This is a genomic window from Kitasatospora sp. NPDC001159, assembly GCF_053598235.1.
This window is the reverse complement of the sequence record NZ_JBSFJV010000143.1, coordinates 1-14,064: the sequence shown is the minus strand read 5'-3', so window position 1 is coordinate 14,064 and position 14,064 is coordinate 1. Positions and strand designations below refer to the sequence as shown.

The 14,064-nt window shown below is 69.1% G+C and carries 14 protein-coding genes and 3 pseudogenes; 10 read left to right on the top strand and 7 right to left on the bottom strand.

Going from position 1 to position 14,064, the window contains the following annotated elements:
* Positions 1-194 (bottom strand): hypothetical protein (locus ACWC9T_RS37880; protein ID WP_449825577.1); only part of this gene is annotated, 194 nt, incomplete at its 3' end.
* A 445-nt stretch (positions 195-639) separates the two neighbouring features.
* Here ACWC9T_RS37880 and ACWC9T_RS37875 point away from each other — a divergent pair.
* Together ACWC9T_RS37875 and ACWC9T_RS37870 are read left to right on the top strand one after the other, a co-directional pair.
* Positions 640-1,248: a DEAD/DEAH box helicase family protein gene (locus ACWC9T_RS37875; RefSeq protein ID WP_449825576.1), complete on the top strand. Its 609-nt coding sequence runs from the start codon at positions 640-642 to the stop codon at positions 1,246-1,248.
* A gap of 64 nt (positions 1,249-1,312) precedes the next feature.
* A complete protein-coding gene (locus tag ACWC9T_RS37870) occupies positions 1,313-2,101 on the top strand; it encodes a helicase associated domain-containing protein (RefSeq protein WP_449825575.1) in 789 nt (262 codons plus the stop codon).
* A 280-nt stretch (positions 2,102-2,381) separates the two neighbouring features.
* Here the strand turns inward: ACWC9T_RS37870 and ACWC9T_RS37865 are convergent, their stop codons facing one another.
* Positions 2,382-3,083 (bottom strand): MerR family transcriptional regulator, encoded by a 702-nt coding sequence (locus tag ACWC9T_RS37865; RefSeq protein WP_449825574.1) that lies wholly within the window; start codon positions 3,081-3,083, stop codon positions 2,382-2,384.
* A gap of 87 nt (positions 3,084-3,170) precedes the next feature.
* Here ACWC9T_RS37865 and ACWC9T_RS37860 point away from each other — a divergent pair, with 87 nt between their 5' ends.
* Entirely contained in the window at positions 3,171-3,644 is a 474-nt protein-coding gene (locus tag ACWC9T_RS37860) for a DUF6194 family protein (RefSeq protein ID WP_449825573.1), read from the top strand.
* A 224-nt stretch (positions 3,645-3,868) separates the two neighbouring features.
* Here ACWC9T_RS37860 and ACWC9T_RS37855 read toward each other — a convergent pair.
* Positions 3,869-4,693: pseudogene (locus ACWC9T_RS37855) on the bottom strand (integrase core domain-containing protein); the annotation flags it as partial.
* A gap of 207 nt (positions 4,694-4,900) precedes the next feature.
* Positions 4,901-5,172, bottom strand: a pseudogene (locus ACWC9T_RS37850) (integrase); the annotation flags it as partial.
* Between the two features lie 274 nt (positions 5,173-5,446).
* On the opposite strand from ACWC9T_RS37850, the gene ACWC9T_RS37845 reads away from it, so the two are divergent.
* Complete coding sequence (locus tag ACWC9T_RS37845; protein WP_449825572.1) at positions 5,447-6,136, top strand: hypothetical protein; 690 nt, start codon at positions 5,447-5,449, stop codon at positions 6,134-6,136.
* Positions 6,137-6,430: 294 nt separating this feature from the next.
* A complete protein-coding gene (locus ACWC9T_RS37840) occupies positions 6,431-6,943 on the top strand; it encodes a hypothetical protein (protein ID WP_449825571.1) in 513 nt (170 codons plus the stop codon).
* A gap of 100 nt (positions 6,944-7,043) precedes the next feature.
* Here the strand turns inward: ACWC9T_RS37840 and ACWC9T_RS37835 are convergent, their stop codons facing one another.
* A complete protein-coding gene (locus tag ACWC9T_RS37835) occupies positions 7,044-8,012 on the bottom strand; it encodes a hypothetical protein (RefSeq protein WP_449825570.1) in 969 nt (322 codons plus the stop codon).
* Between the two features lie 162 nt (positions 8,013-8,174).
* On the opposite strand from ACWC9T_RS37835, the gene ACWC9T_RS37830 reads away from it, so the two are divergent.
* Complete coding sequence (locus ACWC9T_RS37830; protein ID WP_449825569.1) at positions 8,175-9,527, top strand: Fic family protein; 1,353 nt, start codon at positions 8,175-8,177, stop codon at positions 9,525-9,527.
* A 197-nt stretch (positions 9,528-9,724) separates the two neighbouring features.
* On the opposite strand, the gene ACWC9T_RS37825 is transcribed toward ACWC9T_RS37830, so the two are convergent.
* Positions 9,725-9,994 carry a hypothetical protein gene (locus ACWC9T_RS37825; RefSeq protein WP_449825568.1) on the bottom strand — a complete coding sequence of 90 codons (270 nt, stop codon included), beginning with the start codon at positions 9,992-9,994 and terminating at the stop codon, positions 9,725-9,727.
* Between the two features lie 71 nt (positions 9,995-10,065).
* Between ACWC9T_RS37825 and ACWC9T_RS37820 the strand changes: the two genes are divergently transcribed.
* The 3 genes and pseudogenes from ACWC9T_RS37820 to ACWC9T_RS37810 all read left to right on the top strand — a co-directional run.
* Positions 10,066-10,284, top strand: a complete 219-nt coding sequence (locus tag ACWC9T_RS37820) for a hypothetical protein (protein WP_449825567.1) — start codon at positions 10,066-10,068, stop codon at positions 10,282-10,284.
* A 114-nt stretch (positions 10,285-10,398) separates the two neighbouring features.
* Positions 10,399-10,599, top strand: coding sequence for a helicase associated domain-containing protein (locus ACWC9T_RS37815; RefSeq protein ID WP_449825566.1), 201 nt, complete (start codon positions 10,399-10,401; stop codon positions 10,597-10,599).
* A 655-nt stretch (positions 10,600-11,254) separates the two neighbouring features.
* Positions 11,255-12,019 (top strand): annotated as a pseudogene (locus tag ACWC9T_RS37810) (IS5 family transposase); the annotation flags it as partial.
* Positions 12,020-12,089: 70 nt separating this feature from the next.
* Here the strand turns inward: ACWC9T_RS37810 and ACWC9T_RS37805 are convergent.
* The gene (locus ACWC9T_RS37805; RefSeq protein ID WP_449825578.1) at positions 12,090-12,506 is read right to left on the bottom strand and encodes an Imm32 family immunity protein; all 417 of its coding nucleotides are present in this window, start codon (positions 12,504-12,506) and stop codon (positions 12,090-12,092) included.
* A 474-nt stretch (positions 12,507-12,980) separates the two neighbouring features.
* Here ACWC9T_RS37805 and ACWC9T_RS37800 point away from each other — a divergent pair, with 474 nt between their 5' ends.
* Positions 12,981-13,646, top strand: coding sequence for a DUF5701 family protein (locus tag ACWC9T_RS37800; protein WP_449825565.1), 666 nt, complete (start codon positions 12,981-12,983; stop codon positions 13,644-13,646).
* Positions 13,647-14,064 lie beyond the last annotated feature (418 nt).

Genomic DNA, 14,064 nt, shown 5'->3' with positions numbered 1-14,064 from the left:
GCCTCCTCCGGGCCGGGGTCCGTCGCGCCGGTCAGGACGTAGACCAGGCGCGGCTTCACCGCCACCGATTCGCCAGAGCGGGTAACCCGGCGGCAAGCCGCCGGGCAGCGAACGCCTTCGCTTCGCTTCGGCGGAATTCCCGCGCAAGCGCGGGAATTGAATTCCGCAGGCGGAATTCTGATCAATTCGCGCAAGCGCTTATTGATCTGATCCCCACTCCGCTTCGCTTCGGGGGGATTCGGCTGACTGGGAGGGGCCCGGTGCATCATGCGCGGCACTGTGTAGGCTCAGGAATCCCAGGCAGTACCCGACATACGATCCCTTGTCACCTCACGGCCGGTCAAGGCCGACACCTCCTGTCGATCCCGGTGGGCTCCGCTTCGCTCCGCCCACTCTGAACGTCCATCACCACCTACTCTCAAGGCTGGCGACATGAGAGGAGCATACCCTCCGCAATGCGGGTTCATGCCCAAATTACGCCGTGCATCACCCCGGAGTGGGAACTTCGACAGGCCTGGTGCATCATAATGATGATCTGTGTAGAGTCAGTATTACAGACGCACCCCCTGTCTTCGACCTGGTTCCCGGTGGTGCGGTCCAAGGAAATACCCTCCGGCATTCCATGGAAGGATCGGGGACATGCCCATCGAGTTGCGTGACCACCAGATCGAGGCGGTCGACGCGATCATTCGCGCGCTGGACATCCCGCCGGGCGGGGTGATTCCGGCGAACGGGCTGCGGGCGCAGATTCACGCGGCCTGCGGGACCGGGAAGACGTACATCTCGGCGGCGGCGGCCCGGCGGCTCGTCCCGCGCGGCCGGGTGCTGGTGCTGGTGCCGACGTTGGCCCTGCTGGGGCAGACGATCAAGTCGTGGCGGGAGGTCGGGCACACGGGGCCGGCGGTCGCGGTGTGCTCGATGGAGGACGACGTCGAGCTGTGGTCGATGGACGTGCGGTGCACCACCAACCCGATCCGGCTGGCGATGTGGCACGGCTCGGGGCCGGTGACCATCTTCGCCACCTACTCCATTCCGACACGCCGCTCCACAGCCTCCGAACCAGTGCAATCAGGCGGCCCGAGGTTTCAGCTGACGCGCCACACTGAAACCCGGAAGAACACCAGCCGCCGGACGGCCACCCGCAGGCCATCCCAGGCGACACGAAACCTTCAGCGGAAAACGACACAGGCCTTCAGCGCCAGCGACACACGTCTTCAGCGGCGTGACCGCACCACCCCAGCGAGCTGACCGCTGAAGGGAATCTACGTACCAGCACTGAAAACAAGCCGTCGCCTAACAGGACCCGCACCAGATGTACCCGCTGGGGCACTGGGTCAGCGAGCAGCGCAAGGCCTACGCCGCCGGTCAGATGGAGGGCAAGCGGGTCGAGCGGCTCGAATCACTCGGCATGCTGTGGGACCCGCTGGACGCCGCGTGGGAGGAGAACCTCGCCGCCGCCCGGGAGTACTACAAGGACCACGGCACCCTCGCCGCCCCCCGTACGGCAACCGCGCTCGACAAGCCGGTCGGGCAGTGGCTGTCCAACCAGCGCCGCCCCGGCGTCCTCGCCGACCGTCCCGACCGGATCGAGGCGCTCGCCGGGATCGACCCGGACTGGAACCCAGGGTGGCCCCTGGACTGGCAACGCCACTACGCCGCCGTCCGCGAATGCCTCCAAGGCGGGGCGCAGCCGACGGATCTGCTGCCCGGGGTCACCGTGCACGGGCTCGACGTCGGCAGGTGGCTGGAACGCCAGCGCCAGCACATCGTCTGGCAGAGCCTCGGCGAGGCGCAGCGCGAGCGCCTCGCCGCCCTCGGCGTCGAGGCGCTGGCGGCGGCACCGGAGGCGCCGAGGAAGGCCGCCAAGGGGGCTTCTGGGGCCTTCGAGCGGGGCGTGGCGGCCCTGGCCCAGTACAAGGCGCGCACCGGGTCGGTGACGGTTCCCAGGAGTCATGTGGAGGAGCTGGAGGAGGCCGGCGAGGGCGGTGGCACCGTGCCGGTGAAGCTCGGGGTGTGGATCTCCAATACCAAGAGCCGGCGGGCGAAGCTCACCGAGCAGCAGCTCGACCGGCTTGCCGGACTCGGACTCGACTGGCACTGAGACCAGCCGGGCCCGGTGCCCCGACGAGAAACGCCCCCAGGCCGCCCTGGCCCGCCCGTACCCGGCCACGTTGGAGGGCGGGGCAGGTGGAGACGGCATGGGGCCTTCCAGGCCGCCCACGGGGCGACGTCCCACGGTCGGCACCGGCCTCCCACACTGACGGCCTCATCCCCGGCCAGCGCGTTCCCCGCAGCCAGCGTGCTGCCACCGGCTGAGACCAGGACCTCCGCAGTGACGTCGCCTCAGGCTGTCATCTCCGGCCCCCACGGCGTTCTGGCGCTCAGGCCCTTTGCTCGTGGCCGGAGAGCACTGCACTGATTGCGGCGGCACCGTCGAGGAGAGCCTTGGACCGAGCAGCGATGCTGGCCTCCCTGGCCGCCAGCGCCGCGGCGACATCCTCCAACCGGCGGGCGCCCCGTAGCTCCGGCATGAGGGCCCGAAGGGGCGCGATTCGGTACCCGGCCTTGCGTAGTTGGTGAACGATCCGCGCATCCCGCACCTGAGTCGGTGTGTACCGCCGCGTTCCTCGCACGGGGTCACGATCCGGGATGACGAGAGCCTCCGCATGCCAGTGCCGCAACGTCGAAGGGCGCACACCGAGGGCGACGGCGAGTTCGGACACGCTCATCGAGTCCGATACCCGCACGTCTTCGATCGGCTCGCTGGAAATCGCCTGGGCGGCCTCCTCGGCCTGCCTCAGTTCCGCCCGCTCCGCGTCCAGGCAGGCGTGCGCCGCGTCGAGAAGGGCAAGCGCTCGCGAGGCGGGGAGCTGGTGGAAGGCCCGAACGATCTTCTTGGCCTCGATCGGCCCCGCGCCTGCGGCCAGAGCTCGGTAGGCCAGCGCGGACTGCAGATGTACCTCCCCGTAGATCCGGTAGCCCTTGGCCGTGCGTGCCGTCGGCGGAAGCACACCGTCTCGCTCAAGATTGCGAACCTGCTGAACGGAGTACCCGGCGCGCCGCGCGACATCTGCAGTGCGCATATCCCCTGATTTGAGACCTAGCATCCTGAAGTCCCTCTATCTCAGCCTTAAAGTCTCCACATGCACTTGAATGCAACGCTAGAGCACATGACCATGGACGAGATCATCAGCTTCGTGGACGGCCTCGATGGCGTCCTGACCATGAGGCCGGCACCCGGCGACGGCACACCGGAGATCAGCGGGGGCGACACGTTCTTCTACTACGCTCCCGCCGGCGCCACCCCGAAGACGGCCCAACCGTTCGCGACGGTCGTGACCAAGGATTACCCCGGCGACGAGGCATCGCGTCTGGACCGGCCGGGCACCTTCCGCGTGAACATCGCCGCCGGGAAGGAAGCGTTCATCCAATGGACCGGCCACACGCCACGCGAACCAGCCTCTGCCGAGGTCGACCCCAGTGCCAGCGACACCGTGATCGCGCACCCCGTCTACGGCATCGCCGGCTGGCTGGCAGTGGTGAACCCGGGCGAGCGCACTGAAGCGGCAACCCGTGAGCTTCTGCGCGCGGCCCACCACCTCGCACGCTCACGCCACGAGCGACGCGCTCAATCAACAACGTGATGAAGCGGCCCAGAGCAACGGCGACGACCCCCCTGAAGTTCCACCCTGCGGTTGGACACTGTCTGTTTACGCCGTGAGTGGACGTTAAGTCCCTTTCCTCTCGGTTCGCGATCGCTCGCACGTGTGAACATCGGCCGTACTGGCGTGCCAGTCGGGGTGCGGGTGATGTTCTGCGATGCATGGACAGACGGGCGTTGCGGGTGCCGAAAAGTCATCCGGCCTGGTCATGCGGCATGTTGGTACTCGTGGAGGGTTCCGCCGAGTCGGCTCCGTCGACGGACGTCCAGGTTGCCGAGCTGTGCTGGCGGGTTGATCGGTTCGGGTAGTGGGCGCAGGGGTGCGGCTTGTCCCAGTGTTCGGTGTGGCCGGTGCTCGTTGTAGTGGGTCTCGAACTCGCGGAGCGCGTGGAGGAGGTGGCTCTGGTGCCAGATGAGGGTGCGGTCGAGGAGTTCCCTGCGGCAGGTCTGTATCCAGCGCTCGATGAGGGCGTTCATTCGGGGTATCCGGATACCGGTGGTCGCAATCTTGATTCCTGCGTCGGTCATCAGGGCGTCGAAGGCGGCGGTGAACTTGGAGTCGCGGTCGCGGATCAGGACCTGGCTGCGCTGCCCGCGTCCTCGAGGTCCATGAGGAGGTTGCGTCCGAGCCGCACGATCCACTGTGCGGTCGGATGCGCGGTGGCGCCCAGGACTCGGATGCGCCGTGTCGAGTGCTCGATGGCGGCGAAAACGTACAGGCGCACCCCGGTCAGCGTGCGGACCTCGAAGAGATCGCAGGCGAGCAGGACCTCGGCCTGGCTGCGCAGGAAGTCGGCCCAGGTCGTGCTCTGCCGCTCGGACGCGGGCGGGATGCCGTGCTCGCGGAGGATCTCCCAGACGGTGGAGGCGGCGACCTTGATACCGAGCGCTGCGAGTTCGCCGTGGATCCTTCGGTAGCCCCACGCGCTGTTCTCGCGGGCCAGGCGCGGGTACCAGGGCGCGGATCGAGCGGACGGTGGGCGGGCGCCCACGACGCTTCGGTGCGCAGGTCGCAGCATGGCGCCGTTTGAGAGGGCGATAAGAGCCGGTTTCTAGCGTTTGGTGCTGATCCGTTCCACCTGGTGACGGGCTGCCTACGGCGGAATTCGCGCGGACGGCTTCACTGGCGGACTTCGACCGCTGACTTTCCGCCTCTCTGGAGAAGGTTCTATCCCGTAAGTCCCCCTATGGGCCCTCGGGGCAGTCACGTAAACCAGGGCGAGTTGGCTCTTATCGCCCTCTGAGCATGTCGCGGTGCCACCGCAGGACCGTGTCCGGGCGAACAAGCGGCAGGAGGCGACGCAGCTTGTCCATCGGGAGATGGTGAAGCAGGCCAGCGAGCACGGCGCGGTCGGCATCGATGAAGACGGGCCTGGCGACCTGGCGTTGCAGTACCAGCAGTTGATGCCGGAGCGCGAGGATCTCGATGTCCTTCTCTCTGTTGCTCACGGCAGGAGCCGGAGCAGCGCGAAGGTGTTGGTCGCGGCGAGGTAGGCCAGACGGAGCAGCACGACAGATCATGATGCCGTCGGTGCCCCGTGCAGATGAAGAGCCTGGGCGGGTGTCAGGCGTGGCCAGAGACTGGCGATCAAGACCGCGACCTGCACGGATGATTTATCGGCACCCGCAGGGTCACCGCGCGCGTGTGCCCTCAGGCTCGGCGCCCGCCAGTCCACCGTGCGGTCGGACGGATCCTCGTCCGCTAGGACCCGCGATGTCCCAAACCCGTGCGCGGGCCAGCCCTGAGCCCACTGGTGCGCACTTGTCTCGATCCGTACCATCACGGTGGACACCTACAAGGGGGAATACGCCTTGGACATAGAGGAGTTGGCCGCAGCCGCAGTCGACGTACTCGTGAACTCAGCCACCTACGCGAGAACGCCGGGGGTGCCGAGCAAGGACCTGACCGCGCTCCTGCGCGAGCGACTCGGCCGCACCCAGCTCGGCACTGCCGCGCTCTTCCGGCTCGACAGCGAGGGAGGAGGAGGCGGAGCGGCGGACATCGTCCGCAGCATCCTGGCGGACGAGATCTCCAACGACCCCGCCTTCGGGCAACTTCTCCACGCAGCCCTGAGCACCGCTCGGCCCGCGATGCCGACCATGCCAGCCATGCCCGCGGGCCCGCCGTCCCAGCCCCCACCCCCACCCCCACCCCCACCCCCGCCGTATGCCCCGGCCACGCCACCCCGCCCCCGCCCGACCAGGGGCAGAACCGCCAGCGTCTGGCTGTTCGGCCTGCCCCAGTTCCTCGTCGCCGACATCGGCGCCAGCCTGGTCGCCAGCCAGGACGCCCCGAGCGCCGTCTACTACCTGATCCTCGCCACCTCCCTCGTCCTCCTTGTCACCGGGATCATCCTCGGCGCCACGGCCCTGCTCCGATCGACCAGCCGCATGCTGATCACAGGCATTGCAGTCGACATCCTGCTACTCCTCGACCTGTTCCGGATCACAGCAACGCACGCGAGCCACACGTAAGCCCCGAACTCGCCACCCGACCCGGCACTGCCGTCACTAAAGCCGTCCTGGACGCCCTCCACGGCACAGCGGAGAGCAGATCCCGAGCGGGGAGGAACGCGACAGTCACATGCCCGGACGCTTCCAGCCCGGGTAGAGCTTCGCGTGGAGGAGGCGCGGCTCCGCTCGCCATACCACCTTGTTCGACATCGCAGCCCCGAGGGCAGCAAGCGCTGACGCTGGTCCGCGGATGCCCTCTTCCAGCGGTGCGTGCAGTCGGCCTACACTCCGCCAGAGCTGATGAGAGGAAGGTGCATGATGGTTCGTCAGTTAAAAAGGCTGGTGGGGCGCCGTACGACACTTCGCTATCTCGCGATCGGAGCGGTGGCGAGCATCGTGTCCGCTTGCAGCGGGAACGGCTCAGGCGGTGGCGTCAGGGGGCAGGCCTTCAAGGCGTTCGTCATCGGGGACTGGCAGTACCAGTCGACCGCCGAGCACAAGGGTGTCATCGCCGTCACCCCTGACGGGAAATGGTCCGCCACCAACGTCGCAGGACTCAAAGGACGGTGGGAGCTCAACGACGCTCGCCTCATCGTTCATCTGGACTGGATTGATCCGCAGAAGAAAGAGCCCTGTGTTGTTCCGAGCGTCCCTGACGGCGTTGACGAAGGGTTCACGGGCAGGTTTCCGATGGACAACGGCTGGAGCAAGAACCTGGGAACAGCGACCGAGGTCAGCTACAGAAACGGCGAGCTGACGTTGCACTTCCCATCCTACGAGGACGTGGAAGGCGCTGGCCTCACGGTGACGTGCACCCGGCGAAAGTGATCGCTCGTAGGGTGGTGAGCCTCTGCCTCACCAGACGCAAGCGGCCCCGCCAACCACCCAACCACCCCCGCAAAGGTCCAAACCCCCTCACACCAGCAGGTCATACCTTGCGATCCTTCGCCGGGTAGAGCTTCGCGTGGAGCCACGGATCGTCCGAAGCAGACACCAGTGCGGCCACCAGCTCCCGCTTCGTTGGGGCGGGCAGCACCAGCGGGCCCAGCTCGCCCACCTCCCGGTCGGCCGCGCACTGCGGGCACTCCAACCGGTCCGAGCCCGCCTTCTCTTGGAGTTCCAGCGGTGAGCCCGCCTTCCCGCCGATAGAGCCCCGGCACGTCCAGCACGGGCGCAGCGAGGCGTTGGTCTCCCGGGCCTTCTCCAGGCGCCCCCGGGCCTGGGCGGCGGCCTTCTCCTGCCGTTCCTCGTGCTTCTGATGGCAGGGGTAGCAGCGGCCGCCGGGGCGGCGGGTCCACTGTCCGTGGAGCCCGTACTCCCAGGTGCTCTCCTCCTTCGGGACCTGGCCGCAGTCGGCACAGGCCAGGGTCCGCATCAGCCCGCGGTGGGCCTGGTCGGCCTCCTTCTCGCGGGCCTGCTGGCGCAGGTCGTAGGCGGCACGGTTGTCCGGGTTCTCCAACGCCTCGATCAGGGAGTGCCGGCCGGGGCGCCCGAAGCGCCACCACACCGGGCCGAGCTGGCCGAGCTCGGCCAGCAGCTGAAGGGTGGTCGCGACGACCGGGACGGCGTCGTCGTAGACCCGCCAGCCGTCCCCGTCGTTGTCGTCCCGGCGCACCGTGCACCGCTGCCCGATCCAGCATTCCGCCGACAGCTCGGCCACCGCCTCCTGCCGGTTGGCCAGCGCGGTGGATCCGGCGTCGGTGACGACCAAGGCGACCGGCGGGTATCCGGCGCGGGTGTGGCCGGGGTAGGCCCGGCGCCACCAGTGCACCGTGCGGTCGGCGCTCTCCTCGTCGGCGAGGGCCGGGTCGTTGTCGCGGACCTTGGTCCGGAACAGCTCGCGGTAGGCGGTGAACTTCGCGGCCACCCGAGGCGGGGCCATGGTGGAGCGGTCCACCTCGACCATGAAAACCAGCGCGACGGGCGGGTGGCCCTCCCTGGTGTCCCCCAGGGGCCTGGCGACCCGGCGGAGCCGGAGTCCTGGTGGCGGTCCGCCTGGCCGCGACCTGGGCGGAAATAACGTTGCTCACACCCCTGGCCCCCGTGGCACCCTGACCGGGTGTTCAATGCGCTCTACCCCACAGGCCTGACCTGGGACGAGGTCGACCCCGCCGGCCACCCTTTCGACCCCGCTTCGGCGGCGCAGGTGGTCCACTCCCTCGGCCCGGCACGGCGGGTACCCTCCCGGCAGGACCCCAACCTCGATCCGACCAAAGTCAACTGGGCCTGGGAGGTGGCCAAGCCCTGGTCCGATGCCATGACACACGTGCTGATAGAGCGCTACGGCCGGTGGGCGGCCGGGTGGCGCTGGTCGCTCGGCGAGGGGGACGTCGACGGCGGGCCAGTCGGGAACTGGTGCTGCGGGTCGCACTCGATCACCACCCCGGAGCAGACCCTCGACCAAGTCGTGGCGGCGCTGTGCGAATGGCGTGAGTGGCTGGAGCACCTCGCGCAGTGGTTCGAGGCCTACCCCCTGGACCCGGAGACCCTGGAGACGGACCGGATCCTGTGGGAACGCACCGCCCGCAACCTGATCCTGCAGGTGGCCGACCGGACAGGCGCCGAGAGCGGCTGGTACGGGCACTGCCAGCAGGTCCTGGGCTGGTTCCTCAGCTACTGGGGTGTCGCCCCCGAGTTGGCTGAGCGGCTGGTGCAACAGGCAATCGGCGGCCGGTTCAAGAGCTGGACCGCGCCGGACACCGTCCTGGCGGAGGACGTCGCTGAGCGGCTCGTCGGCCCACTGCGCCAGCAGGACACCCACTGGTCACCGGACCCGGGCGAGCTCCCGGACCACCTGGAGCGCTGGCTCGCGATACGCGAGAGCGTGCCGTGGCCGGACGACGAGGACAGCGCGAACAGTGGACCGGCGACCCCCGCCCGCGACGGCGCGGCGGAGGACTTCCGCTCCTTCGACGCCGCAGTGGACCCCGCCCGCGCCGCCGGCCTGCTCACCGCACTGGAGCTGGTGCGGGCCGACGCGGCGCGTGGTGCCGCGCTCGACTTCGAGCTGCTCCGCGGCTGGCAGCAGCACGTACTGGGCACACCCGAGCCGCCACTGCTGCGCGCCCACCCCGCCTTCGCCAAGGGCGGCGAGGAACGCTACGGGATCGGCCCCGACACCCGCACCCGCCTCGACGCCTGTCTCGCGCAGGCCGCCGACAGCCGGCTCTCGCTGGCCGCCAGGGCGGCCCGGGCCTACCTGGATGTCTGCTTCTTCCACCCGTTCGACGACGGCAACGCCCGCGCCGCCCTGCTCACCCTGCTGTTCGTGCTGGCCCGCGCAGGCGTCACACTCGACTCGGTAGTGCTCATCCGCCGGTTCGGCCACCGGGCCGACAACCCGCAGGACGCGCTGAGCCTGTGCCGTTCCATCGAGTTCCACCTCAGGCAGAGCCGCACCGCAGCTCGGTGACCGCCCCGGTACAAGCCGCGCCGCTCGCATCGCGGTCTCTGTTACAGGCGACATCGGAACTTCGCCGACCTACGACACTGCTCTTCAGTACGGACACGACACCACCGTTCAGCGACACACGGCACTGACCAGCAGCGACCACCACCCAGCCACTGAAAACGGGCGGCACACCACCGCTGCAACCCACACGCCACCCATCACTCGCCGGCGCCGGAACGCTCGCCGATGCGTGCTGGGCCGCCGGAACCGCAGTGGCGATCATCCCCTCCCTCGCCTGGGTGATCAGCGCCCTGCGCCGCGGCCGGGCCGGAGTCGACCTGATCGCCGTCCTCACCCTGGCCGGCACCCTCGCCACCGGCGAGTACCCGGCCGGAGCCCTGATCGCACTCATGCTCGCCACCGGCCGCTGGCTGGACGCCGCCGCCGAACACCGCGCCTCCCACGACCTGCGCCACCTGCTCGAACACGCCCCGCTCGGCCCGCCCCCGCACCGGCGACCAGGTCGGCCTGGCTGGCGGGTCTGCGGGCGGCCGCCGAGGTGCCCGAGGGCGAGCCGGGCGCGCTCGACCCGCAGCGGCGGGCCGCGCTGGAGGAGATCGACCCGTGGTGGGCGCCGCGCTGGCCGATCGTCTGGCAGCGCACGTACGCCGTGGCGCGGCAGTGGTGGCTGGAGTCGGACGGCCGCGTCGAATGGGCTGGCCTGCCACTGGAGACGGCGTTCGAGGGCGAGCAGCTCGGCCGGTGGGTGCGGGCGTAGCGGGCCGGGTGGGCCGAGCTCGACCAGGAGCAGCGGGACCTGCTGGCGGCGCTCGGCATCGGGAAGGACGTCGAGCTGGCGGCGGCGCGGGCGGCAGCCGCGGCGAAGCCGAAGGTGTCGCGGGCGGACCGGTTCGGTGCCGGCCTGGCGGCGCTGGCGGCGTTCGTCGAGCGGGAAGGCCACGCGAAGGTGCCCCGCTCCCACAAGGAGGACGGGACGTCGCTGGGCACCTGGTTGAACAACCAGAAGGCAAGGCGGGAGAAGCTGACCGAGGAGCAGCTCGGACAGTTGGAAGCCCTGGGGGTGGCTTGGTAGGGCCGCCCCTGCCGGGGCCGGTGCCGTTTTGGTCGGCGCTACGCTGCTGCGGCCCCGAGAAGGCACTGGAAGGCCGTCACCCCCAGGGTGGCGGCCTTCTGGCATTGCTGACCGAAGGGCGTGGGGCGGCCGGTGTATCCGGCCGCCCCGGCGAACGGTGCCGTGCCGTGCCCGGGGCCGTGGGGGGTGTACGTGCCGGGCAGTGTGGAGCAGGGCACCGCTGTACGTCCTGATCGGGACGCTCGCCAGGATCAACGAGAGAGGACGTCCGAGGGCACGAGGCCGGCGGCCTGGACGGTCAGCCCTTCTCGGGCTCGCCGAGCGTCCAACCACTGACCGCGGCCACGGGGCCGCGCCAGGTTGGCAGGGTGTGGGTGATCCGGCCAGATCGGAATTGTTCGTCTTCGTGTGGATGAATCCCCTTCCCGGCGGCGCGGCGCTTGGGTGAATGTTTCTTCCGGCTTGTTTTGGGCTCTGGCCCAACTTCTGTGGTGTCGGCCCGAGGCCGGGTACATCGGAACCTCGGGAGAAGGAAATCAGCAGGTCAGACCGCGTTTGAGATCTGCCGTGCCGTGGCGCTGGCGGGGTCGTTGAGCCCTGTGTGAGTGCTTCTGGGGGCGGGTATCCGTCGGACCTGACGGACGAGCAGTGAGCACTGGTGGAGCCGCTGCTGCCGCCGGCTCGGGTGGGTCCGAAGGGTGGCCGACGGGAGAAGCACCCGCGGCGGAGGATCGTGGACGCGATCTTCTACGTGGTGCGGACCGGGTGTGCCTGGCGGCAGCTGCCGAAGGACTTCCCGCCCTGGCCGACCGTGTACTGGTACTTCACGCGGTGGCACGACGACCGCACCGTCGAGCGCATCCACGACGCCTTGCGTGACAAGGTCCGCGTAGCCGACGGCCGCCGGGTAGAGCCAAGCGCGGGATTGATCGACTCGCAGTCCGTCCGCACCGCCGACACCGTCCCCGGGGCCACCAGGGGATTCGACGCGGGCAAGAAGGTCAAGGGCCGCAAGCGGTTCATCGTCACCGACACCCTCGGCCTGCTCCTGGCCGTCCACGTCGTCGCGGCAAGCATCCAGGACCGCGACGGCGCGAAGCGGCCGCTGCTGTGGACCCGCCTCGACCACCCGGGCGTCAAGAAGATCTGGGCCGACCAAGGTTTCGCCGGCCGCCTCGTCGAGTGGACCGCGCAGATCCTCGGCCGCGACCTGGAGATCGTCCGCAAGGACCCCGGCCAGCGCGGCTTCCAGGTCCAGCCCAAGCGGTGGGCGGTGGAACGTACCTTCTCGTGGCTCATCACCCACCGACGCCTCGCCCGGGACTACGAGACCAGCCCCGCCCATTCGGAGACGATGATCCGCTGGGCGATGATCGGCATCATGGTCCGCCGCCTTGCTCGAGGCCGGCCGGCGACCCGGCCAGGCCCACGATCGCTCTCGCGTACTGAGGCCTACGGGCTCAACCGCGGTGCGACCGAAGGCTCTCCGCTCACTTCATGAACGCAATCACCAGTGGGTCCGACTCTGGCGCAATGTAGTCGTATGTCGGGGAGTCGACGTGGCAATGATCGCTTGCATCTGCCTCGGAGGCGAACCCCTCGATGTTGTCGGCGAGGAGGTCGAGAGCTTCCCGCCCTCCCTGGATCTTCAGGATCTGGGCTTCCGTAACGATCGAAACGGCGCCCCGCTCCGGATCCTCCTGGAACGTGATCTCGGACAGCGACCTCTCGTAGGGAAAGGGGCGCTGGTTCTCCGAGAGATCACAGCTTCCGGCCTTCCCCCGCAGCAGCTGCCCGAACACCAGCAGCCCTTGACGCGTCCCGGAGACCTCGAGCTCTCTGGTCTCCCCGCTGTACAGAACCTGCAACATCACATCCCCTCCAACCCTGCCAATCGTACCGATCACCAAGACGGGATCGTCCTGCTGACCCTTCGGCCTCGGCTGGCTCTACAGCAGATCTCAAACGCGGTCTCAGAGATTTGCTCCGAGGCGGCTCCGCACGCACACGGCGGAGCTCCACAGAACTTGAGCAGAACCTTGTTTTGGCCCCACTGTTCCGGCTTCTGCTGGCCCCACTGCTGCTCCGGGCGGGTGACGCGGTGGAGCACCTCTCAAGAGTTCCGGACTCAACTGGCCCCGCCCCTCGATCGAGTGACACCGGAGAACCACCGCTGGGCCCGCCGTCGGGGCTCTGCCGGTGCCGATGGACGGCCCACGGCAGGCCCGATCCGTCCAAGGGCGTCGCAGCGGGCCTGGACGGAGCCGCTATGGCGCGTACAGAGTCGTGATCACGGGACGGGGCGGAGGCAGCGGCGGCGGGAATGTTCCGTCGGGCCGCCTCGTTTTGGGTCCGTCCACATCGCTATCTCTGGGAGCATCGTGCCCGAAACCACCTCCGCCACCGTTCTCCCCGTACTCCCGGCCCTGAGCGTGCAGGCCGAGCGACTGATCGAGCTCGGGGTGCACGAGTTGGCAGGGCTGTCCACTGCCGAGCTTCGTGCCTTCGCCGAGGCCGCCGAGGCCCCTGCGGGCGGCGACGGCGCCCTGCTCGCTGTTCACCCGGACCAAGTCCCTGCCTCCGCCCTCGCGCCGCTGCTCCGCCGCGAGGGCAAGCCGGGCTTTGTCGTCACCGACATGCCCGACGTCGACCTCTTCGCCCCGCTTGACACAGTCGCGCTGCCCGAGGACCCGCTCTACCTCCTCACCGGCCTCAATCGCGGCGATCAGATGGCCAACTGGAGCCCGAACGAGGCTCTGCCCGCCCTCACGGCCGAGGCCCGCACTCCGTTGCTGCTCACCGAGGGCATCCACTGGGTGATGCAGCAACCCGCCGTCCTGGAACGCAACCACTGCTTCATGACGATCGGCTCCCGGCTGCGCAAGCCCAACGGCGCCCTGGATGCGCGCACCCCGGCAATCTGGCTCAGCAACGGCACCGGGCGGGACGGCCGCGAGCGCCGCAACGCCCCCAAGGTCGGCTGGTGCTGGGCGGGCAACCGACACACCTGGCTGGGCTTCGCCTCCGCCACGGGCCGCCGGGTTTAGGGCCCGTAAACAGTTGTGATCACGTGGCGGGGTGCAGGCTGCGGAGCCGGATGATCGAGCCGCGCAGCTGAAACCCCGCCTGCAGTTCCGCTGGGACGGCTCGGGCGGTGTGGGCGAGCGGCGCCTGCGGTCGGGCGGCCGAACGGAGCAGCGGCGCTGGTGGTCGAACCACCGGGATCGCCAGGTGGGGCCACTCGAACCCGGAACTTCGGTGGGGCCAGCGGAACCCGGAACGGTGGGGCCAAAACAGGTCGGTATAGACAGGTGAAGTTGAGACTCCCCCGGGATGCGGGAGAAGCTGACAGCGGTTCAGATGGGGAGCATGGAAGGAAGCCCCACGATGGCCGCACCGATGAAGTACCCACTCGAATTGCGTGAGCGTGCGGTGGCGATGTACCGGTCCGCCGACCCGAAGCCG

Coding starts and splice junctions, on each gene's coding strand:
- ACWC9T_RS37875 (WP_449825576.1), top strand. CDS start 640: ATGCCCATCGAGTTGCGTGACCACCAGATCGAGGCGGTCGACGCGATC.
- ACWC9T_RS37870 (WP_449825575.1), top strand. CDS start 1,313: ATGTACCCGCTGGGGCACTGGGTCAGCGAGCAGCGCAAGGCCTACGCC.
- ACWC9T_RS37865 (WP_449825574.1), bottom strand. CDS start 3,083: ATGCGCACTGCAGATGTCGCGCGGCGCGCCGGGTACTCCGTTCAGCAG.
- ACWC9T_RS37860 (WP_449825573.1), top strand. CDS start 3,171: ATGACCATGGACGAGATCATCAGCTTCGTGGACGGCCTCGATGGCGTC.
- ACWC9T_RS37840 (WP_449825571.1), top strand. CDS start 6,431: ATGATGGTTCGTCAGTTAAAAAGGCTGGTGGGGCGCCGTACGACACTT.